Genomic DNA, 19745 nt, shown 5'->3' on the forward strand with positions numbered 1-19745 from the left:
CCGCAGATTGCGCACTAAAAAGATTAATGCAGGATTTTGGCGAGGAAGTCTTTTGCACGTTCAGATTTAGGATTTGCGAAGAACTCTTCTTTTGGTGAGTCTTCAACAATTTTCCCTTCATCCATGAAGATCACGCGGTTGGCCACTTTACGGGCGAAGCCCATTTCGTGCGTCACCACCATCATGGTCATCCCTTCGTGCGCCAGCTCCACCATGACGTCCAGTACTTCGTTGATCATCTCAGGATCGAGCGCGGACGTCGGCTCATCAAACAGCATAGCCACCGGATCCATGCACAGCGCACGCGCGATTGCCACACGCTGCTGTTGGCCGCCCGAAAGCTGCGCCGGGAACTTATCCGCATGTGCAGACAGCCCGACGCGTTCCAGCAACTTCAGGCCCTTTTCGCGCGCCGCTTTTTTGTCGCGCTTCAGCACTTTCACCTGCGCCAGCGTCAGGTTCTCAATGATGGAGAGGTGAGGGAACAGCTCAAAATGCTGGAACACCATCCCTACGTGGGAGCGAAGCTGGGCAAGGTTGGTTTTGCGGTCATTCACTTTGGTGCCGTTAACGACAATCTCGCCCTGCTGGACAGGTTCCAGCCCATTAACGGTTTTGATAAGCGTGGACTTACCGGAACCGGACGGGCCGCAGACCACCACCACATCGCCTTTTTTCACTTCTGTTGAGCAGTCGGTCAGCACCTGAAAGTGCCCATACCATTTAGAAACATTTTTCAGGGAAATCATTATACCGTCCTTTTCTTCAGCCAGCTGACCAACAGCGATGCGCTTAAACTAATCACAAAATAGACCCCGCCCGCGAAGAGGATCATCTCAACCTGCGTTCCGTCACGTTCGCCAATGGTGGAGGCGGTACGGAAGAAATCTGCCAGGCTCAGCACGTAGACCAGGGAGGTATCCTGGAACAGGACGATGCCCTGCGTCAGCAGCAGCGGAACCATGGCGCGAAACGCCTGCGGCAGAATAATGAGCTTCATGGACTGCCAGTGCGTCATACCGAGCGCCAGCGCAGCGCTGGACTGCCCGCGTGAGATACTCTGAATACCTGCGCGGATGATCTCTGAGTAGTAGGCGGCTTCAAACATGGAAAACGCCACCATGGCAGAGATCAGGCGGATATCGGTCTTTGGCGACAGTCCCAGTACGTTCTGTAAAAAGCCGGGAACAATCAGATAAAACCACAGCAGCACCATGACCAGTGGAATGGAGCGGAACACGTTAACGTAAGCCGTGGCAAACCAGGCGAGCGGCTTAAAGCTCGACAGGCGCATCACTGCCAGCAGGGTGCCCCAGACAATACCGACGATAATGGCGATAACGGTGATCTTTAAGGTGATTGCCAGTCCATCCAGCAGATAGGGCATGGAGGGAACAATGGAACTCCAGTCAAAATCGTACATTTATTTGCCCCCCAGATTGCCCGGCAGGCGTACTTTGCGTTCAACTAGGTTCATCACCAGCATGATGAAAGCGTTAATCAGAACATAGGCGAGCGTGATCGCCGTGAAAGATTCCCAGGCGTGAGCGGAGTAATCCAGCAGTTTGCCCGCCTGCGCCGCCATATCCACCAGACCGATGGTTGAGGCGATAGCCGAGTTTTTTACCAGGTTCATCATCTCGGAGGTCATCGGCGGAACGATGACGCGGTAAGCGTTAGGCAGCAGTACATAACGGTAGGCCTGGGGCAGAGTCAGGCCCATTGCCAGTGCCGCATTTTTTTGCCCGCGCGGCAGTGACTGTATGGCGGCACGTACCTGCTCGCAGACGCGCGCAGCGGTGAACAGCCCCAGACACAGCATAGAGGAGACAAAAAATTGTACGTTAGGATCCAGCTCGGCCTTAAACCACATGCCGAGATCTTCCGGCAGCAGTTCCGGGATCACCAGATACCAGGTAAAGAACTGCACGATCAGCGGAACGTTACGGAACAGTTCCACATAGAGCGTGCCAATCGAAGAGAGAAAACGGTTAGGGACGGTACGCAGAATACCGAACAGCGAACCGACAAGAAACGCGATAATCCACGCCGTTATCGATAACGCAACGGTAACCTGAAAGCCGCTCCACAGCCAGCCGAGATAGGTGGTGTTGCCGAACGGGGCTTGTTGCAGAAAGATGCCCCAGTTCCAGTCAATTGACATAGTAAACTCCAGAAAAAAAAGGGTAGCAGCGCTACCCTCGAAGATTGGTGAGAAGCTCAATTTTTGCGCTGAGTGGGGAACGACCACTCAACGTATAGTCTGTCCATGCTTCCCGACAATCGAGAGGGCAGGAGATCCCGCCCCTGTCGTTCTAATTAGTTAAGAGCTTTGTCGTTTGGTGATTTGAACAGCGCTTTCATGTCGTCAGACAGTTCAAAGTTCATGTTCAGGTTTTTTGGTGGAATTGGGTTCTTGAACCATTTGTCGAACCATTTTGCCGCTTCGCCGGAGGTTTGCGCCTGAGCGATGGTGTCATCGATCAGTTTCTTGAAGTCCTCGTCACCTTTACGCAGCATACAGCCGTAGGCTTCTTTCGACTGGGCGGTACCGACGATTTCCCAGTTGTCTGGTTTCTTCGCCTTGGCGCGCTCGCCTGCCAGCAGAGCGTCATCCATCATAAACGCGACGGCACGGCCGCTTTCCAGGGTACGGAAGGAGTCGCCATGGTCTTTCGCGCTGATGATGCGCATGTCCATTTTCTTTTCGTCGTTCAGCTTGTGCAGCAGCACTTCGGACGTGGTACCGGAGGTCACGACAACCGCTTTGCCTTTCAGGTCAGCAAAATCTTTGATGTCGCCGCCTTTCTTTGTCAGCAGGCGGGTGCCCACAACGAAGATGGTGTCCGAGAAAGCGGCCTGTTTCTGACGCTCAAGGTTGTTGGTGGTTGAGCCACATTCAAAATCAAATGTGCCGTTTTGCAGCAGAGGAATACGGTTCTGTGAAGTGATGGGGATCAGCTTCACTTGCAGGTCAGGTTTGTTCAGCTTTTTCTTCACGGCTTCAACGATGGCGTTGGAGTAATCCTGTGAATAGCCCACGACTTTTTGCGTGTTGTCGTAGTAAGAGAACGGGACAGAAGATTCACGGTGGCCGACCACGATCACGCCGTTTTTGGCAATCTTGTCGAGAGTGCTTCCTGCTGCCGGAGCGTCTTCTGCGTGGACAACCCCCGCAGACATTCCCATAACCAGCATTGCTGTGGCCAGTTTACGTAATTGCATACCCAACTCCTTTCTTATCAGCGCCAGTGACGCATAGATACCCATTGTGATGTTGTTATATCTCGCGCAATGCGAGTGCAGTGTTATGCAAGCTTGTTAACATTTAGTCTGGCTTAATGTAAAGATTTTGCTGCGTTATTGTTTATTTTTGCGAAGCGCGCCGCACCATTCAGAGGCAATAATCCCTCGTTGCACCGTTTCGGTGCTACCGATGATCTACGCTGGTGCGACAAGGCTGCACGTTAAGCCAGACAGCGTTGATGTAATTAAACAAAGCAACAGGCGTGCCAGAATTGAAGTTTGGGAGGAAATTGTCGGGCGGCGCCGGCGCCGGAGAGCAGGCCGGGTAAGGCGTAGCCGCCACCCGGCAACAGAAGGTAAGGTTATTTACGACGCTGACGCAGGCTCATCAGCACTGCGCCAAAGCCGAACAGCACGGTCAAAATCCACAGCGGCCAGTTCCCGGTGCGCGCGTAAGGGGTGAGCCCGGTAGTTGGCGTGACGTTAGTAGTCAGCACCTCACGGGTAAATTGCGGGATCATGGCCTGGATTTCACCCTGCGGACCAATCACGGCGGTAATGCCGTTATTGGTGCTGCGCAGCAACGGACGCGCCAGCTCCAGAGAACGCATTCGCGCCATCTGGAAGTGCTGCCACGGACCAATCGATTTACCGAACCACGCATCGTTTGAGATGGTCAGCAGATAGTCGGTGTCCGGGCGGAAATTATCGCGCACCTGCTCGCCGAGGATAATCTCGTAGCAAATGGCGGCCGTCAGGGCAAAACCGTGCGCATGCAGCTGCGGCTGAACGTAAGGGCCCCGGCTGAATGAGGACATCGGCAAATCAAAGAACGGTGCCAGTGGGCGCAGAATAGACTCCAGCGGAACAAATTCGCCAAACGGTACAAGGTGGTTTTTGTTGTAACGATTGGTGGAGGTATAGCTGTATTCGCTGCCCTTACCGAGCGTAATGATCGTGTTGTACGTGTCATAGCGGTTCTGCTGATTGAGACGCGCATCCACAATTCCGGTGATCAGCGTACTGCCGCGTGCGCGCAGCAGATCGTCCATCATCTTCAGGAAGGGCTGCTGATTGATCTCCAGGTCTGGGATCGCAGACTCAGGCCAGATGATGAGCTGCGATTTGCCCATCACCTTTTCAGTGGCGTTGGCGTAGATTTTCAGCGTGTTCAGCAGCTGATTCTCATCCCATTTCAGGGACTGCGGGATATCGCCCTGGACCAGAGAAACCTGCGTGGCGCGCGCGGGCTCCAGCGTAAACCACTGGATATAACGCAGCGGGAAGGGCAGGGCAAACAGGATTAACGCGGCAACCAGCGGCTTCCAGTTACGTGTCACCAGGGCCAGCACCAGCAGGCCGCTGACGATCATCAACAGGAAGTTGATGGCTTCCACGCCCATGACCGGGGCCAGGCCTTTCAGCGGGCCGTCTACCTGGCTATAGCCGAACTGCAACCACGGGAAGCCGGTCAGTACCCAGCCGCGCAGAAATTCGGTGATTTGCCAGACAACGGGTGCCGCTATCGCCACGCGCAGCCAGGTCGTTTTTGGCCACAGGCGAGACAGGATGCCCGCGAACAGGCCAGTGTAGAGCGAAAGATAGGCGGCGAGCAGCACAACCAGGAAGACGTTAACCGGCCCCGGCATTCCGCCAAATTGCGCGATACTGACGTAGACCCAGTTGATACCAGAGCCAAACAGTCCCAGCCCCCAGAAGTAGCCGATGGCCGCGGCCTGTACCGGACGACGGTTCAGGGTAAGCCCCTGTAGCCCCATCAGGGAGAGAATAGCGGCTGGCCAGATATCGTAAGGAGAAAAAGCCAGCGTACCGCTGGCTCCGAGTAACAGCGCCAGCAGCAAACGGACGCGCTGGCGTTCAAAGAGTGGGGCAAATGCCATTTACATTAATCTTCCAGTTTTGGCACCGGTGAGTCGTCCGGCATTCTGACGTGAACCTGAATAATACGTCGGCTGTCAGCCATTGCGACCTTGAACTGGTAACCATCGATGTCAACGGTTTCACCGCGGGCCGGAAGATGGCCGAAGGCCTGCATCACCAGACCACCAATGGTGTCCACTTCTTCATCGCTGAAGCTGGTGCCAAAGGTATCGTTGAAGTCTTCAATGGAGGCCAGCGCGCGCACGGTCCAGGTGTGGCGGCTCAGCTGACGGAAGTCGATATCCTCTTCTTCGTCATACTCATCTTCGATTTCGCCCACGATCAGCTCAAGGATGTCTTCGATTGTGACCAGACCGGAAACGCCACCAAATTCATCAATAACAATCGCCATGTGATAGCGCTGGGAGCGAAACTCCTTCAGCATCCGATCCACACGCTTACTTTCCGGCACAACCACGGCCGGGCGTAACACCTTTTCCATACTGAAGGCTTCGGCATCGCTGCGCATAAACGGCAGCAGATCTTTCGCCATCAAAATCCCTTCAATGTGATCTTTATCTTCGCTGATGACCGGGAAACGTGAGTGAGCCGATTCGATAATCACATCGAGGCACTCGTCCAGCGTCTGGTTGCGTTTCAGGGTAATCATCTGCGAGCGGGGGATCATGATGTCGCGGACGCGCTGGTCGGCGATGTCCATCACCCCTTCGAGCATTTCGCGCGTATCTTCGTCGATAAGGTCGTTCTGCCCGGAATCACGAATCAGCTCCAGCAGTTCATCACGGTTTTTCGGTTCGCCGTGGAAAAGCTGGTTCAGAATGAGGGAGAAAAATCCCTTTTTAGTGGTTGTCGTGTCGCTACTGTGTGAATTGTCGTCGCTCATGGCGTTTGTTAAGGGTTCTCTTGTTAGTTCAACGTTAACCGCCGCGCTATGTCCCTGCGCGGCGGCATGGTAGTCAGTGACTGACTATTCTTTCTCGGCAATGTACGGATCCTCATAGCCCAGAGCAAGCATTATCTCTGTCTCGAGGGATTCCATCTCTTCCGCTTCGTCATCTTCAATATGGTCGTAACCCAGAAGATGCAGGCTACCGTGCACCACCATGTGTGCCCAGTGCGCTTCCAGCGGCTTTTGCTGCTCTTTGGCTTCCTGCTCAACCACCTGACGGCAGATGATCAGATCGCCCAGCAGCGGCATCTCAATGCCCGGAGGGGCTTCGAACGGGAAAGAGAGCACGTTGGTCGGCTTATCTTTCCCGCGGTAGGTCAGGTTGAGCTCATGGCTTTCTGCTTCATCCACCAGGCGAATCGTGACCTCTGATTCTTCCTGAAACTGGGGGATAACGGCATCCAGCCATTTCTGAAACTGTGACTCTTCTGGCATGCCGGAATTATCTTCACAGGCCAGCTGTAAATCGAGGATCACCTGACTCATTTCTGTTCATGCTCCTGCGCTTCGCGCTTACGTTCTGCGGCCAGTTCGGCCCTGCGCTTCTGATCTGCCTCTTCCCAGGCCTCATAAGCGTTAACGATACGCGCGACCACCGGATGGCGTACCACGTCTTCACTGTGGAAGAAGTTGAAGCTGATTTCCTCTACCTCGGCCAGGACTTCGATGGCGTGACGCAGACCCGATTTGGTGTTACGCGGCAGGTCAATCTGGGTGACGTCACCGGTGATAACCGCTTTCGAGTTAAAGCCAATACGCGTCAGGAACATCTTCATCTGTTCGATAGTGGTGTTCTGGCTCTCATCCAGAATGATGAACGCGTCGTTAAGCGTACGGCCACGCATGTAGGCCAGCGGGGCCACTTCAATCACGTTACGCTCGATGAGCTTTTCAACTTTCTCGAAGCCGAGCATTTCGAACAGCGCGTCATACAGCGGGCGCAGATACGGGTCGACCTTCTGGCTCAGATCGCCCGGCAGGAAGCCCAGTTTTTCACCGGCTTCAACAGCAGGGCGGGTCAGCAGGATACGGCGGATCTCCTGACGCTCAAGCGCATCGACCGCAGCAGCAACGGCCAGATAGGTTTTACCCGTACCCGCCGGGCCCACGCCGAAGGTGATGTCATGGTCGAGAATATTGGCGATGTACTGCGCCTGGTTCGGGGTACGAGGCTTAATCACGCCGCGTTTAGTTTTGATGTTGATGGCTTTGCCATAGTCCAGCACGCTCTCCGCGCTCTGCTCAAGCACGCGCGCCTCTTTGATGGCCAGGTGGATCTGTTCAGGTTCAATGTCCTGGATCTCACCGCGCATCGGGGCGGTATCAACATACAGGCTGCGGAGAATATCTGCCGCGGCGTTGACGCAGATTGGGCGTCCGGTGAGTTTGAAATGGTTATCGCGACGATTGATTTCGATACCCAGACGTCGCTCCAGTTGTTTGATGTTGTCATCAAACGGCCCGCACAGGCTCAGCAGGCGAGCGTTGTCTGCGGGCTCAAGGCTAATTTCACGCGTATCTATGTTCAAACTGTTCCTCTTTAATTGGTTAACTGACCTGTGGCCACACGGCGTAATAAAACGGTCATTACCGAAATTATTCACGCCACAGAATAAAGGCGCAAGCGTTGCGGTAGATATTGGGGGTGATGAGAGGAAATACAAGGCCTGCCGGACAGGCAGGCCAGGAGGATCACGGCTGGTAAATACCTACGCCAGAGTCGTTGACCTTGCGGGTGCGAGAGATAACGGATTCCGGAGTCTGTGCAATTCGCAGACCCATTTCATCCTCAGTGCGTACCACCTTCCCGCGCAGCGAGTTCGTGAGCACTTCGACAATCTCGACGTCCACAAACTTACCGATCATGTCCGGGGTGCCTTCAAAATTCACCACGCGGTTATTTTCGGTTCGACCAGACAGTTCCATGATGCTCTTACGGGAGGTGCCTTCCACCAGAATACGCTGGACAGTGCCGAGCATGCGACGACTCCAGGCGTTGGCCTGCTGGTTGATACGCTCCTGTAGAATATACAGACGCTGCTTTTTCTCTTCTTCCGGTACATCATCAACCATATCGGCCGCAGGGGTGCCCGGGCGCGCAGAGAAGATAAAGCTGTAGCTGACGTCGAAATTCACCTCGCCGATGAGCTTCATGGTGCGCTCGAAGTCATCAGCGGTTTCGCCAGGGAAGCCGACGATAAAGTCGGAGCTAATCTGGATATCCGGGCGCGCTTCACGCAGCTTGCGGATGGTGGACTTATACTCCAGCACCGTATGTGGACGACCCATCAGGTTCAGCACGCGGTCAGAGCCGCACTGGATCGGCAGGTGCAGGAAGCTCACCAGCTCTGGCGTATCGCGATAGACGTCAATAATGTCGTCGGTAAATTCCATCGGATGGCTGGTGGTAAAGCGAATGCGGTCGATGCCGTCAATCGCCGCCACCAGACGCAGCAGTTCAGCAAAGCTGCCGGTGGTACCGTCGTAGTTTTCCCCGCGCCAGGCGTTCACGTTCTGCCCCAGCAGGTTCACTTCGCGAACGCCCTGCGCGGCAAGCTGCGCGATTTCAAACAGGATATCGTCTGCCGGGCGGCTCACTTCTTCACCGCGGGTATAAGGCACCACGCAGTAAGTACAGTATTTGTTGCAGCCTTCCATGATGGAGACGAAGGCGGTCGGGCCATCAGCGCGCGGCTCTGGCAGACGGTCAAATTTCTCGATCTCCGGGAAGCTCACGTCAACCACCGGGCTACGGCTGCCGCGAACCTGGTTAATCATCTCTGGCAGGCGGTGCAGGGTTTGAGGGCCAAAAACGATATCCACATAGGGGGCTCTCTGGCGGATCAGCTTACCTTCCTGCGATGCGACGCAGCCACCCACGCCAATGATCAGGTCCGGATTTTTCCGTTTGAGAAGCTTCCAGCGGCCTAACACATGAAAGACTTTTTCCTGTGCTTTTTCACGAATTGAACAGGTGTTCAGCAGCAGCACATCGGCTTCTTTCGCATTTTCAGTCAGCTGGTATCCGTGGGTGGTATCCAGCAGATCGGCCATCTTCGATGAATCGTATTCGTTCATCTGACAGCCCCAGGTTTTTATATGGAGTTTTTTAGTCATCGACTTGCTCAGCTCAGGATTGCAAGCCGCGTATTGTAATGCTTTGGTGCGGTTGTGACCAGTATGAAGGTTGTCAACCTCAGGGCCGCAAAAATCCGGTAAACTTAAGGCATTCTTCAATAAGGAATAGTGACCATGACACTCCTGAACACCGAAGTTGCCGTTGTTGGCGGCGGTATGGTCGGCGGCGCACTGGCGCTGGGGCTGGCGCAGCAGGGATTTGACGTAACCGTTATTGAACAGGCGGCTCCGCCGGCATTCGATCCTGCCAGCCAACCGGACGTGCGTATTTCCGCCATCAGCGCGGCCTCTGTTGATCTGCTTCGCGGGCTGGGCGTCTGGGAGGCGGTGCTGGCGATGCGCGCGCATCCTTACAGCCGTCTCGAAACCTGGGAGTGGGAAAATGCTCACGTGTCGTTTGATGCCGCCGAGCTGAAACTGCCGCGCCTGGGCTATATGGTGGAAAACAACGTGCTCCAGCAGGCACTCTGGCAGGCGCTGGAGGCGCACCCGAAGGTGACGCTGCGCGTGCCGGACTCGCTGAAAGGCCTGCATCGTCATGAGGGCGGGTATCTCCTGACGCTGGACAACGACGATGAGCTGGCCGTGAAGCTGGTGGTGGGGGCGGATGGCGCGAACTCGCAGGTCAGGCAGATGGCAGGCATTGGGATCCATGCCTGGCAGTACCAGCAGTCCTGCATGCTGATCACCGTTCAGTCAGAAAACGCGCCGGGCGAAAGCACCTGGCAGCATTTTACGCCGAACGGCCCGCATGCATTCTTACCGCTGTTTGATAACTGGGCTTCGCTGGTGTGGTACGACAAACCGGCGCGCATTCGACAGTTGCAGGGGCTGTCCATGGATCAGTTGCAGCGCGAAATCCGCCAGCACTTCCCGAGCCGTCTGGGCAACGTGACCCCGGTTGCCGCCGGCGCATTCCCGCTGATGCGACGCCATGCGTTGCAGTATGCCCGTGAAGGACTGGTGCTTGTGGGGGACGCGGCGCACACCATTCATCCGCTGGCGGGGCAGGGGGTGAATCTGGGATACCGTGACGTCGATGCGTTACTGGATGTGCTGGGTAACGCTCGCGCCCACGCGGAAGCCTGGGCCAGCCATCAGGTTCTGAAGCGCTACCAGACGCGCCGTATGGCGGATAACTTCATTATGCAGTCGGGGATGGATCTGTTCTATGCCGGGTTCAGCAATGATGTTGGTCCGGTGCGTATAGTGCGCAATATTGGATTGATGGCAGCGGAACGTGCCGGTGGTCTGAAGCGTCAGGCCCTGAAGTACGCCCTCGGACTCTGATCTTTATTCCCTCTCCCCGTGGGAGAGGGTTAGGGTGAAGGCATCAGGCCGCACTATTCTGAACAACAAAAACAAAAAAGCCCGCAGAGCGGGCTTGTTTGTTTAAAGTGGCTGGGGTGCAGGGATTCGAACCCCGGAATGCTGGTATCAGAAACCAGAGCCTTACCGCTTGGCGACACCCCAATTGCGTTAAACAAACTGTTTAACGACTTTAAAGTGGCTGGGGTACGAGGATTCGAACCTCGGAATGCCGGAATCAGAATCCGGTGCCTTACCGCTTGGCGATACCCCAACAATGTTCAGTTTACCGAATCGTATTCGATAACGTAAATATGGTGGCTACGACGGGATTCGAACCTGTGACCCCATCATTATGAGTGATGTGCTCTAACCAACTGAGCTACGTAGCCAGTACTGCAATCTTCGATGGCTGGGGTACCTGGATTCGAACCAGGGAATGCCGGTATCAAAAACCGGTGCCTTACCGCTTGGCGATACCCCATCCGTGCAACGCTTACCTGGGAATGGTGCGGGAGGCGAGACTTGAACTCGCACACCTTGCGGCGCCAGAACCTAAATCTGGTGCGTCTACCAATTTCGCCACTCCCGCAAAAAAGATGGTGGCTACGACGGGATTCGAACCTGTGACCCCATCATTATGAGTGATGTGCTCTAACCAACTGAGCTACGTAGCCATCTTTTTTTCGCGTTACCTTATCGGCGTTGCGGGGCGCATTATGCGTATAGACCCTTGCAGCGTCAACACCTTTTTCAATGAAAATAGCCGGAATGTGACTGTTTGGTTAGGTTGCGAACAGCGAGGCCGAATATTCGACAATTATTGGTTATTAATCGATTTTATGCCGGGAAAAGAGAGGCAAAAAAATCAGGCCCCGGAGGGCCTGATTATAGTCTGGACATTATTTATAAGCAGACTGGTGAACGCCCACCGCGCGTCCTGACGGATCGTTCATCGCTTTGAAGGATTCATCCCATTCAATGGCTTTAGCAGAAGAGCAGGCGACCGAAGGACCACCCGGTACGCACTCGGCTGCGCTTGGAACCGGGAACAGCTCCTCAAAGATCTCACGGTACAAATACGCCTCTTTCGAGGCTGGCGTGTTGTACGGGAAACGGAAGCTCGCAGTTTCCAGTTGTTGATCAGAAACCTGTTTCGCCGCCACCTCTTTCAGGGTGTCGATCCAGCTGTAGCCTACGCCATCGGAGAACTGCTCTTTCTGACGCCACGCCACGCTCGCCGGCAGGTAGGATTCAAAACATTCACGCAGGATATGTTTCTCCATTTTGCCGTTGCCGCACATTTTGTCCTGTGGGTTGATGCGCATCGCCACATCGAGGAATTTCTTATCGAGGAACGGCACGCGGGCTTCCACACCCCAGGCGGACATCGCTTTGTTGGCGCGCGCGCAGTCAAACATGTGCAGCGCCTGTAGCTTACGCACCGTTTCTTCATGCAGCTCTTTGGCGTTCGGTGCTTTGTGGAAATAGAGGTAACCGCCAAACACTTCGTCAGAACCCTCGCCGGAGAGCACCATCTTGATGCCCATCGCTTTGATCTTCCGCGACATCAAATACATCGGCGTGGAGGCGCGAATGGTGGTCACATCATAGGTTTCAATGTGATAGATCACATCGCGGATCGCATCCAGACCTTCCTGTACGGTGAAGTGAATTTCATGGTGCACCGTGCCAAGATGGTTCGCCACTTCCTGGGCGGCTTTCAGGTCAGGTGCCCCTTCCAGACCCACGGCAAAGGAGTGCAGCTGTGGCCACCAGGCTTCAGAGCGCTCCTGATCTTCCACGCGACGTGCGGCGAATTTCTTGGTGATCGCGGAGATCACGGAGGAGTCCAGACCGCCGGAGAGCAGTACACCGTAGGGGACATCTGACATCAGGTGGCTTTTCACTGACTCTTCCAGCGCCTGACGCAGTTCGGCTTTGTCCGTCACGTTGTCTTTCACCGCTTCATAATCAAACCAGTCGCGCTGGTAGTACGGGCGGATCTCGCCGTCCTGGCTCCACAGGTAGCTACCTGCCGGGAACTCTTTGATGGTGCGGCATACCGGTACCAGGGCTTTCATTTCTGAGGCAACGTAGAAGTTACCGTGTTCATCGTGTCCCATGTACAGCGGGATAATACCAATATGGTCGCGGCCAATCAGGAAAGCGTCTTTTTCGCTGTCGTACAGGGCGAAGGCGAACATACCTTGCAGGTCGTCGAGGAACTCCGGGCCTTTCTCCTGATACAGCGCCAGGATCACTTCGCAGTCTGAGCCGGTCTGAAACGCGTAGCGATCGCCGTACTCAGCGCGCAGCGCCTGATGGTTGTAAATTTCACCGTTAACAGCCAGCGCGTGCGTTTTTTTCTCGTTATACAGCGGCTGTGCGCCAGCGTTGACATCAACAATGGAGAGACGTTCGTGAGCCAGAATCGCTTTATCGCTGGCGTAAACGCCTGACCAGTCCGGACCGCGATGGCGCATCAGGCGGGACAATTCGAGTGCTTTTTTACGCAGTTCGCCCGCGTCAGTTTTAATATCCAGTACGCCAAAAATAGAACACATAACCTTCTCCGTTAACCCTGTTGCGTTGTGATGTTGCTTGCTTATGAAAATGCCGCAAAAAGGGGAGGGGGAGCAAGCGTTTTACCGATGAAAGCGTAAAAAGTGCAATGGCAATTGCCGAATCTTAAAAAAAGAGTATGCCTTAAGCGATTCTATTGATGATTTCTCAATGAAGGGCTTATTTCGTTAGATGAAGTGATGTTTTCAGACAGCAGAAATGAAAAACCACGCCCTGAGGCGTGGTTCTGATCAAATAACGTCGATTTCGTCGACAGAGGGGTAAATCCAGCTTGGCCGGAACGGCATCGTATCAATGTCATCAAGCTGTGAAACGCCAGAAAGCACCAGGATGGTTTCAAGCCCCGCCTGGAAGCCAGCAAGAATATCGGTACGCAGGTTGTCGCCCACAATGACGGTTTCTTCTGAGTGTGCCTGCATCGTATTCAGTGCGGCGCGGATAATCCACGGGCTCGGTTTACCGACAACAAACGGCTTACGGCCCGAGATTTTTTCGATACCGGCACACAGCGCACCGCAGGCGGGATAAAAACCGCGACCGTGCGTGTCCGGGTTGGTGGCGATAAAACGCGCACCGTTGGCGACAAAGTAGGCTGCCTTATGCATCATCTCCCAGTTAAAGGAGCGCGTTTCGCCCACGATGACAAAGTCCGGGTTCACGTCGGTGATGGTGAAGCCCGCTTTATACAGCTCGTGGATCAGCGCACCTTCGCCAACGACATAGGCTTTTTTGCCTTCCTGACGCTTCAGGAAATCCGCGGTCGCCATCGCAGAGGTATAAAACACGCTGTCCGGGACGTTGACGCCCGCAGTAGCAAAGCGGTTTGCCAGATCCTGACCAGTCTGTGAAGGGTAGTTCGTGAGAAGAACCAGTGGCATTCCTTTGTCGATGATGCGGTGAAGAAACTCCGCAGCACCCGGCACGGCAACGTTGTCGTGCATCAGCACGCCGTCGATATCACAAATTACATTCTTAATGGTCATGGACAATCCGACATCAAAAAAAGAAGGCGTTACTATAAGATCCGATCAGGATTCCAGCAAATGTTGCAGCAGGATCCCGTTCAGCATGGCACGTTTTACCAGGGCGAATGCGCCAATTGCCGAGCGGTGATCGAGCGTAGATCGCACCACCGGCAAATTCTGGCGAAATGCCTTCAGCGCCTGGGTATTGATGCAGCCTTCAATGGCGGGCAGTAACACTTTTTCGGCTTCAACGATCTCGCCGGCAATCACCACCTTTTGCGGATTAAACAGGTTGATGGCAATGGCGATGGTCTTACCCAGGTGGCGTCCTACCTGTTCGATCACTTCGCAAGCCAGCGCATCGCCTTTGTTTGCCGCTTTGCAGATGGTGCCGATCTTACAATCGTCCAGCGTGACGCGGCTCTGGTAACCCTGCTCCAGCAGATGGCGAACGCGATGTTCAATGGCGGCGTTGGCGGCAACGGTTTCAAGACAGCCAAAATTACCGCAGTGGCAACGCTCGCCAAGCGGTTCCACCTGGATATGACCAATCTCGCCTACGTTACCGTTACGACCAATAAAAATGCGGCCATTCGAGATGATGCCCGCACCTGTACCACGGTGAACGCGCACCAGAATAGAGTCTTCGCAGTCCTGGCTCGCACCAAAGTAGTGCTCCGCCAGCGCCAGCGAGCGAATATCGTGACCAACAAAGCAGGTCAGCTTGAAGCGCTTTTCCAGCGCCTCAACCAGCCCCCAGTTCTCTACCTTAATATGCGGCATGTAGCGAATAACGCCGCTTTCCGGGTCAACCAGGCCGGGCAAAATCACCGAGATGGCGATGAGTTCACGGATCTTGCGCTGACAGCTTTCGATAAACTGCGCAATGGTATTCAGTAACGCATGTTCAAGCGTCTCCTGCGTGCGCTCAGGAAGGGGGTAATGCTCTTCGGCAATGGCCTTGCTGCTCAGGTCGTAGAGCGTAAGAGTGGTGTCATGACGTCCTAAGCGAACGCCAATGGCCTGAAAATTGCGGGTTTCCGTGACGATGGAAATCGCGCGGCGGCCCCCGGTGGAGGCCTGCTGATCGACTTCTTTGATCAGGCCGCGCTCAATAAGCTGACGTGTAATTTTTGTCACGCTGGCGGGAGCAAGCTGGCTTTGTTCGGCTATCTGAATGCGTGAGATTGGCCCGTGCTGGTCAATCAGGCGATAAACTGCCGCGCTGTTAAGTTGTTTAACGAGATCGACATTACCGATTTGAGCTTGTCCGCCTGGTGTCATACTTTTACTTACTCAGTGACGACCTCGTTACCATTAACGATGGTCTTAATAATTTTATAATCGTGTGTGAACGCCGTCAGGTTTGCAACCATACCTGGCGCAATACCACCGAGCTGTTTATCGACGCCAATGGCGCGCGCCGGATAAAGCGTGGCCATGCGCAGCACTTCCTCAAGCGCGATGCCGCAATGTTCAACGAGATTACGTACCCCTTCGATCATCGTCAGAGAAGAACCGCTCAGCGTGCCGTTCTCATCCACACACAGTCCATTCCGGTAGTATATTGTTTTACCAGCAAAAATGAACTGGTCAATATTCGCTCCTGCCGGAGCGGTAGCATCCGTCACCAGGCAGAGCTTGTCGCCTTTCAGGCGTTTGGCGTTGCGGATGTTGGTGTAATCGACATGCAAGCCGTCGGCGATAATGCCGCAGTAGACGTCTGGTTCATCCAGAATTGCGCCAACCAGTCCCGGTTCGCGGCCAGTAATATAGGGCATCGCGTTATAAAGGTGTGTGGCAAATGTAATGCCTGCGCGGAAACCGGCCTTCGCCTCTTTCAGCGTCGCGTTCGAATGGCCCGCAGATACCACAATCCCGGCGGCGGCCAGTTTGCTGATAACGTCCGTGCCGGTCATTTCCGGGGCCAGCGTCACTTTGGTGATCACATCGGCATTGGCGCACATGTAATCCACCAGCTCGGCATCCGGTTTGCGCACGTAGTTTGGGTTATGGGTGCCTTTCTTGACCATATTCAGCCAGGGCCCTTCCAGGTGCAGGCCCAGCGCCTGATTCGGATGTTTTGCCAGGTATTCGCGCATGACGCGGATACCCTGTTTCATCAGGTCATCGCTGCTGGTGATCAGCGTTGGCAGATAGCTGGTGCAGCCCGATTTCTCGTTGGCTTTCTGCATGATTTCCAGCGTTTCAACCGTCACCGCCTCTGCGGTATCGTTAAACTGGACACCGCCGCAGCCGTTAAGCTGTACGTCGATGAAACCGGGGGAGATTACAGCTCCATTGAGTGAACGCTGTTCGATCTCCGGCGGCAGTTCCGCCAGCGGGCAAACACGTTCAATCAGGCCATTGGCGATTACAATCGCATGGTCATCCAGAATTTCATGGCCGGTATAAATCCGACCGTGAGTTAAAGCGTACATATCGACCCCCGGTTAAAAAAAGCGACCGCCCCGGATAAAAGAGGCGGTTATTCAATTACAGACCTTTGATGTTCTCAGCTTCCAGCTCGTTGAAGTATTTCAGCGTTTTCACTTTCAGCTCCATGGTGGACGGTTCGTCACACACGACAACCGCTTTTGGATGCAGCTGTAAGCAGCTGATCGTCCACATATGGTTCACGTTGCCTTCAACGGCAGCCTGAAGCGCTTGCGCTTTCACCGCGCCCAGCACCAGAATCATCACTTCTTCGGCATCCAGCAGCGTGCCCACGCCCACGGTCAGCGCGTATTTAGGCACCTGATTGACGTCGCCGTCAAAGAAGCGGGAGTTAGCCACGCGCGTATCATGGGTCAGCGTTTTAATACGGGTACGGGAAGCCAGTGAAGATGCCGGTTCGTTGAACGCGATATGACCATCGTTGCCTACGCCGCCCATAAACAGGTGGATTTTACCGTAGGAACGGATTTTTTCTTCATACTGACGGCATTCTGCGTCAATATCAGGCGCGTTTCCATTCAGCAGGTTAATGTTTTCAGCCGGAATATCAACGTGATCGAAGAAATTACGGTGCATAAAGCTGTGGTAACTTTCCGGATGTTCCTTTGGCAGGCCGACATATTCGTCCATGTTGAAGGTCACAACGTGTTTAAAGCTAACCTGGCCCGCTTTGTGCATTTCAACCAGAGCTTTATACGCGGTCAGGGGCGTGCCGCCGGTTGGAAGACCGAGAACGAAAGGACGATCGGCTGTTGGTTTGAACGCGTTGATGCGATTAACGATATGACGAGCAGCCCATTTTCCGACTTGTTCAGCTGTTGCCAGGGGAATCAGTCTCATTATTCACCTCTAAAGTTTAAGTAAAAGTGGGCGGATGATTAGTGCAACCTGAACTAAGCGTAACCTGGAACCTTTCAGGCCGGATCAATCCGCCTTGATTTTTTGAATGATAAAATAAGTTTTCGTCGTTAGCCAGTGACAGGGAGGGTTTAATACGATATTTGGTGACAATAATCACAAAAAATAGGTGTTTAATTTGCGATACGAATTAATTTTTCACACACTCACACTGCCAGTGAATCATCAACTGTATCTATCGTTCGTGACACAATAAAAACATAGTTTATGCGCGAGTCTTAACAAAGGGTCTCGTAGGGGGAATAGGATGAATATTTTAGGTTTTTTCCAGCGCCTCGGTAGGGCTTTGCAGCTCCCTATCGCCGTGCTACCGGTTGCAGCATTGCTGCTGCGATTCGGGCAACCCGATCTTCTTAACGTGCCGTTTATTGCCCAGGCAGGCGGCGCAATTTTTGACAACCTGGCGCTGATTTTCGCCATCGGTGTGGCGTCAAGCTGGTCAAAAGACAGCGCGGGTGCCGCGGCACTGGCAGGGGCTGTCGGTTACTTCATCCTCACGAAAGCGATGGTAACCATCAATCCTGAAATCAACATGGGTGTGCTGGCAGGTATCATTACTGGCCTGGTGGGTGGCGCCGTATACAACCGTTGGGCAGGTATCAAACTTCCTGACTTCCTGAGCTTCTTCGGCGGTAAACGTTTTGTGCCGATTGCGACGGGCTTTTTCTGTCTGATCCTCGCCGCCATCTTTGGCTACGTTTGGCCACCGGTGCAGCATGCTATCCATGCGGGTGGTGAGTGGATCGTGTCTGCGGGCGCAATGGGCGCGGGCATCTTCGGTTTCATTAACCGTCTGCTGATCCCAACCGGTCTGCATCAGGTACTGAACACCATCGCCTGGTTCCAGATTGGTGAGTTCACCAACGCGGCCGGCGCGGTATTCCACGGTGATATCAACCGCTTCTACGCAGGCGACGGCACCGCGGGCATGTTCATGTCTGGCTTCTTCCCAATCATGATGTTTGGTCTGCCTGGCGCGGCGCTGGCAATGTACCTGGCTGCGCCGAAAGCGCGTCGCCCAATGGTTGGCGGGATGCTGCTGTCCGTTGCGATCACCGCCTTCCTGACCGGCGTGACCGAGCCACTGGAATTCCTGTTCATGTTCCTGGCTCCGCTGCTGTATCTGATGCATGCGATCCTGACCGGTATCAGCCTGTTCGTCGCCACCCTTCTGGGTATCCATGCTGGCTTCTCCTTCTCCGCAGGCGCCATCGACTATGTGTTGATGTACAACCTGCCGGCGGCAAGCAGCAACGTCTGGATCCTGATGGTGATGGGCCTGATCTTCTTCGTTATCTACTTCGTTCTGTTCAGCGCGGTTATTCGTATGTTTAACCTGAAGACGCCTGGCCGCGAAGATACGAAAGATGATGTTGTGACCAGTGAAGCCAACAGCAATACCGAAGAGGGTTTAACCCAGCTGGCAACCAGCTATATTGCCGCTGTGGGTGGCACCGACAACCTGAAAGCGATCGATGCCTGTATTACCCGTCTGCGTCTGACCGTGGGCGACTCCGCGCGCGTGAGCGATGCAATGTGCAAACGCCTTGGTGCGTCTGGTGTGGTGAAGCTGAACAAACAAACCATCCAGGTTATCGTGGGTGCGAAAGCCGAATCTATCGGCGATGAAATGAAAAAAGTGGTTGCCCGTGGGCCGGTCGCTGCCGCCTCAACGGATAACGCACCGGTGGCTGACGCGCCGGTTGCAAAACCGCAGGCTGTGCCAAACGCGGTGACCATCGCTGCGCTGGTTTCTCCGGTGACAGGTGACGTTGTTGCGCTTGAACAGGTGCCTGACGAAGCGTTCGCCAGCAAAGCGGTCGGTGACGGCGTGGCGGTGAAACCAACGGACAAAACTGTGGTCTCTCCGGCTGCCGGTACTATCGTGAAAATCTTCAACACCAACCATGCGTTCTGCCTGGAAACGGAAAAAGGCGCGGAGATCGTTGTCCATATGGGTATCGATACCGTTGTGCTGAACGGCCAGGGCTTTACTCGCCTGGTGGAAGAGGGTGCTGAAGTGGCGGCAGGCCAGCCGATTCTGGAAATGGATCTGGACTTCCTGAATGCTAACGCGCGCTCCATGATAAGCCCGGTCGTGTGCAGCAACATCGACGACTTCAGCGGTCTGGTGATCCAGGCGCAGGGACAGGTAGTTGCAGGCCAGACGCCACTGTATGAGATTAAAGGCAAGTAATCGCTCCTGAGTAGAGTTATGCCTTTAGCGGCGGGGGATATCCTCCGCCGCTTTTTTTTGCAGCAATTGCCCCCATTAT

Annotated in this window: 16 protein-coding genes and 6 tRNA genes; 2 read left to right on the forward strand and 20 right to left on the reverse strand. The window is 54.5% G+C overall.

The window, feature by feature from the left end; all coding sequences use genetic code 11:
• Window positions 1-23 precede the first annotated feature (23 nt).
• The 9 genes from SK47_RS05570 to miaB form a co-directional block, all read right to left on the reverse strand.
• On the reverse strand, window positions 24-749 hold the full coding sequence (locus tag SK47_RS05570; RefSeq protein ID WP_006809622.1) for an amino acid ABC transporter ATP-binding protein: 726 nt from the start codon (window positions 747-749) through the stop codon (window positions 24-26).
• On the reverse strand, window positions 749-1423 hold the full coding sequence (gene gltK / locus SK47_RS05575) for a glutamate/aspartate ABC transporter permease GltK (protein ID WP_003858686.1): 675 nt from the start codon (window positions 1421-1423) through the stop codon (window positions 749-751). The genes SK47_RS05570 and gltK overlap by 1 nt, the downstream gene beginning before the upstream one ends.
• Window positions 1424-2164, reverse strand: a complete 741-nt coding sequence (gltJ, locus tag SK47_RS05580) for a glutamate/aspartate ABC transporter permease GltJ (protein ID WP_015571133.1) — start codon at window positions 2162-2164, stop codon at window positions 1424-1426.
• A 155-nt stretch (window positions 2165-2319) separates the two neighbouring features.
• A complete protein-coding gene (locus SK47_RS05585) occupies window positions 2320-3225 on the reverse strand; it encodes an amino acid ABC transporter substrate-binding protein (protein ID WP_003858681.1) in 906 nt (301 codons plus the stop codon).
• 383 nt (window positions 3226-3608) lie between these two features.
• A complete protein-coding gene (lnt, locus tag SK47_RS05590; protein WP_023315631.1) occupies window positions 3609-5147 on the reverse strand; it encodes an apolipoprotein N-acyltransferase in 1539 nt (512 codons plus the stop codon).
• A 5-nt stretch (window positions 5148-5152) separates the two neighbouring features.
• Entirely contained in the window at window positions 5153-6031 is an 879-nt protein-coding gene (gene corC, locus SK47_RS05595; protein WP_003858679.1) for a CNNM family magnesium/cobalt transport protein CorC, read from the reverse strand.
• Window positions 6032-6115: 84 nt separating this feature from the next.
• A complete protein-coding gene (gene ybeY, locus SK47_RS05600; protein WP_048243619.1) occupies window positions 6116-6583 on the reverse strand; it encodes an rRNA maturation RNase YbeY in 468 nt (155 codons plus the stop codon).
• A complete protein-coding gene (locus SK47_RS05605; RefSeq protein WP_048243621.1) occupies window positions 6580-7626 on the reverse strand; it encodes a PhoH family protein in 1047 nt (348 codons plus the stop codon). Before SK47_RS05605 ends, ybeY begins: the two co-directional genes overlap by 4 nt.
• A 163-nt stretch (window positions 7627-7789) precedes the next feature.
• Window positions 7790-9214 carry a tRNA (N6-isopentenyl adenosine(37)-C2)-methylthiotransferase MiaB gene (miaB, locus tag SK47_RS05610; protein WP_003858672.1) on the reverse strand — a complete coding sequence of 475 codons (1425 nt, stop codon included), beginning with the start codon at window positions 9212-9214 and terminating at the stop codon, window positions 7790-7792.
• A gap of 135 nt (window positions 9215-9349) precedes the next feature.
• Between miaB and ubiF the strand changes: the two genes are divergently transcribed.
• The gene (gene ubiF / locus SK47_RS05615) at window positions 9350-10525 is read left to right on the forward strand and encodes a 3-demethoxyubiquinol 3-hydroxylase (protein WP_003858670.1); all 1176 of its coding nucleotides are present in this window, start codon (window positions 9350-9352) and stop codon (window positions 10523-10525) included.
• 108 nt (window positions 10526-10633) lie between these two features.
• On the opposite strand, the gene SK47_RS05620 is transcribed toward ubiF, so the two are convergent.
• From SK47_RS05620 to nagB, 11 genes are all read right to left on the reverse strand, one after another.
• Window positions 10634-10708 (reverse strand) — tRNA-Gln (locus SK47_RS05620).
• 34 nt (window positions 10709-10742) lie between these two features.
• Window positions 10743-10817: transfer RNA gene (locus SK47_RS05625), tRNA-Gln, on the reverse strand.
• Window positions 10818-10858: 41 nt separating this feature from the next.
• Window positions 10859-10935 (reverse strand) — tRNA-Met (locus tag SK47_RS05630).
• Between the two features lie 17 nt (window positions 10936-10952).
• Window positions 10953-11027 (reverse strand) — tRNA-Gln (locus SK47_RS05635).
• Between the two features lie 23 nt (window positions 11028-11050).
• Window positions 11051-11135 (reverse strand) — tRNA-Leu (locus SK47_RS05640).
• An 8-nt stretch (window positions 11136-11143) separates the two neighbouring features.
• Window positions 11144-11220: transfer RNA gene (locus SK47_RS05645), tRNA-Met, on the reverse strand.
• 225 nt (window positions 11221-11445) lie between these two features.
• Complete coding sequence (asnB, locus tag SK47_RS05650; protein WP_048243622.1) at window positions 11446-13110, reverse strand: asparagine synthase B; 1665 nt, start codon at window positions 13108-13110, stop codon at window positions 11446-11448.
• Between the two features lie 249 nt (window positions 13111-13359).
• On the reverse strand, window positions 13360-14112 hold the full coding sequence (nagD, locus tag SK47_RS05655) for a ribonucleotide monophosphatase NagD (protein WP_003858667.1): 753 nt from the start codon (window positions 14110-14112) through the stop codon (window positions 13360-13362).
• 45 nt (window positions 14113-14157) lie between these two features.
• Window positions 14158-15378, reverse strand: coding sequence for a DNA-binding transcriptional regulator NagC (locus tag SK47_RS05660; protein WP_003858665.1), 1221 nt, complete (start codon window positions 15376-15378; stop codon window positions 14158-14160).
• An 8-nt stretch (window positions 15379-15386) separates the two neighbouring features.
• A complete protein-coding gene (nagA, locus tag SK47_RS05665; RefSeq protein WP_003858664.1) occupies window positions 15387-16535 on the reverse strand; it encodes an N-acetylglucosamine-6-phosphate deacetylase in 1149 nt (382 codons plus the stop codon).
• A gap of 55 nt (window positions 16536-16590) precedes the next feature.
• On the reverse strand, window positions 16591-17391 hold the full coding sequence (nagB, locus tag SK47_RS05670) for a glucosamine-6-phosphate deaminase (protein ID WP_003858663.1): 801 nt from the start codon (window positions 17389-17391) through the stop codon (window positions 16591-16593).
• A 325-nt stretch (window positions 17392-17716) separates the two neighbouring features.
• Between nagB and nagE the strand changes: the two genes are divergently transcribed.
• Window positions 17717-19666, forward strand: a complete 1950-nt coding sequence (gene nagE, locus SK47_RS05675; protein ID WP_045896882.1) for a PTS N-acetyl glucosamine transporter subunit IIABC — start codon at window positions 17717-17719, stop codon at window positions 19664-19666.
• Window positions 19667-19745: the final 79 nt, after the last annotated feature.

Source organism: Enterobacter sp. BWH52, assembly GCF_001037565.1.
In the GTDB taxonomy this organism is placed as follows: domain Bacteria; phylum Pseudomonadota; class Gammaproteobacteria; order Enterobacterales; family Enterobacteriaceae; genus Enterobacter; species Enterobacter hormaechei_C.

Bases quoted from the DNA above. Each gene is read 5' to 3' on its own strand.
- SK47_RS05570 (WP_006809622.1), bottom strand. From the start codon at position 749: ATGATTTCCCTGAAAAATGTTTCTAAATGGTATGGGCACTTTCAGGTG.
- gltK (WP_003858686.1), bottom strand. From the start codon at position 1,423: ATGTACGATTTTGACTGGAGTTCCATTGTTCCCTCCATGCCCTATCTG.
- gltJ (WP_015571133.1), bottom strand. From the start codon at position 2,164: ATGTCAATTGACTGGAACTGGGGCATCTTTCTGCAACAAGCCCCGTTC.
- SK47_RS05585 (WP_003858681.1), bottom strand. From the start codon at position 3,225: ATGCAATTACGTAAACTGGCCACAGCAATGCTGGTTATGGGAATGTCT.
- lnt (WP_023315631.1), bottom strand. From the start codon at position 5,147: ATGGCATTTGCCCCACTCTTTGAACGCCAGCGCGTCCGTTTGCTGCTG.
- corC (WP_003858679.1), bottom strand. From the start codon at position 6,031: ATGAGCGACGACAATTCACACAGTAGCGACACGACAACCACTAAAAAG.
- ybeY (WP_048243619.1), bottom strand. From the start codon at position 6,583: ATGAGTCAGGTGATCCTCGATTTACAGCTGGCCTGTGAAGATAATTCC.
- miaB (WP_003858672.1), bottom strand. From the start codon at position 9,214: ATGACTAAAAAACTCCATATAAAAACCTGGGGCTGTCAGATGAACGAA.
- ubiF (WP_003858670.1), top strand. From the start codon at position 9,350: ATGACACTCCTGAACACCGAAGTTGCCGTTGTTGGCGGCGGTATGGTC.
- asnB (WP_048243622.1), bottom strand. From the start codon at position 13,110: ATGTGTTCTATTTTTGGCGTACTGGATATTAAAACTGACGCGGGCGAA.
- nagD (WP_003858667.1), bottom strand. From the start codon at position 14,112: ATGACCATTAAGAATGTAATTTGTGATATCGACGGCGTGCTGATGCAC.
- SK47_RS05660 (WP_003858665.1), bottom strand. From the start codon at position 15,378: ATGACACCAGGCGGACAAGCTCAAATCGGTAATGTCGATCTCGTTAAA.
- nagA (WP_003858664.1), bottom strand. From the start codon at position 16,535: ATGTACGCTTTAACTCACGGTCGGATTTATACCGGCCATGAAATTCTG.
- nagB (WP_003858663.1), bottom strand. From the start codon at position 17,391: ATGAGACTGATTCCCCTGGCAACAGCTGAACAAGTCGGAAAATGGGCT.
- nagE (WP_045896882.1), top strand. From the start codon at position 17,717: ATGAATATTTTAGGTTTTTTCCAGCGCCTCGGTAGGGCTTTGCAGCTC.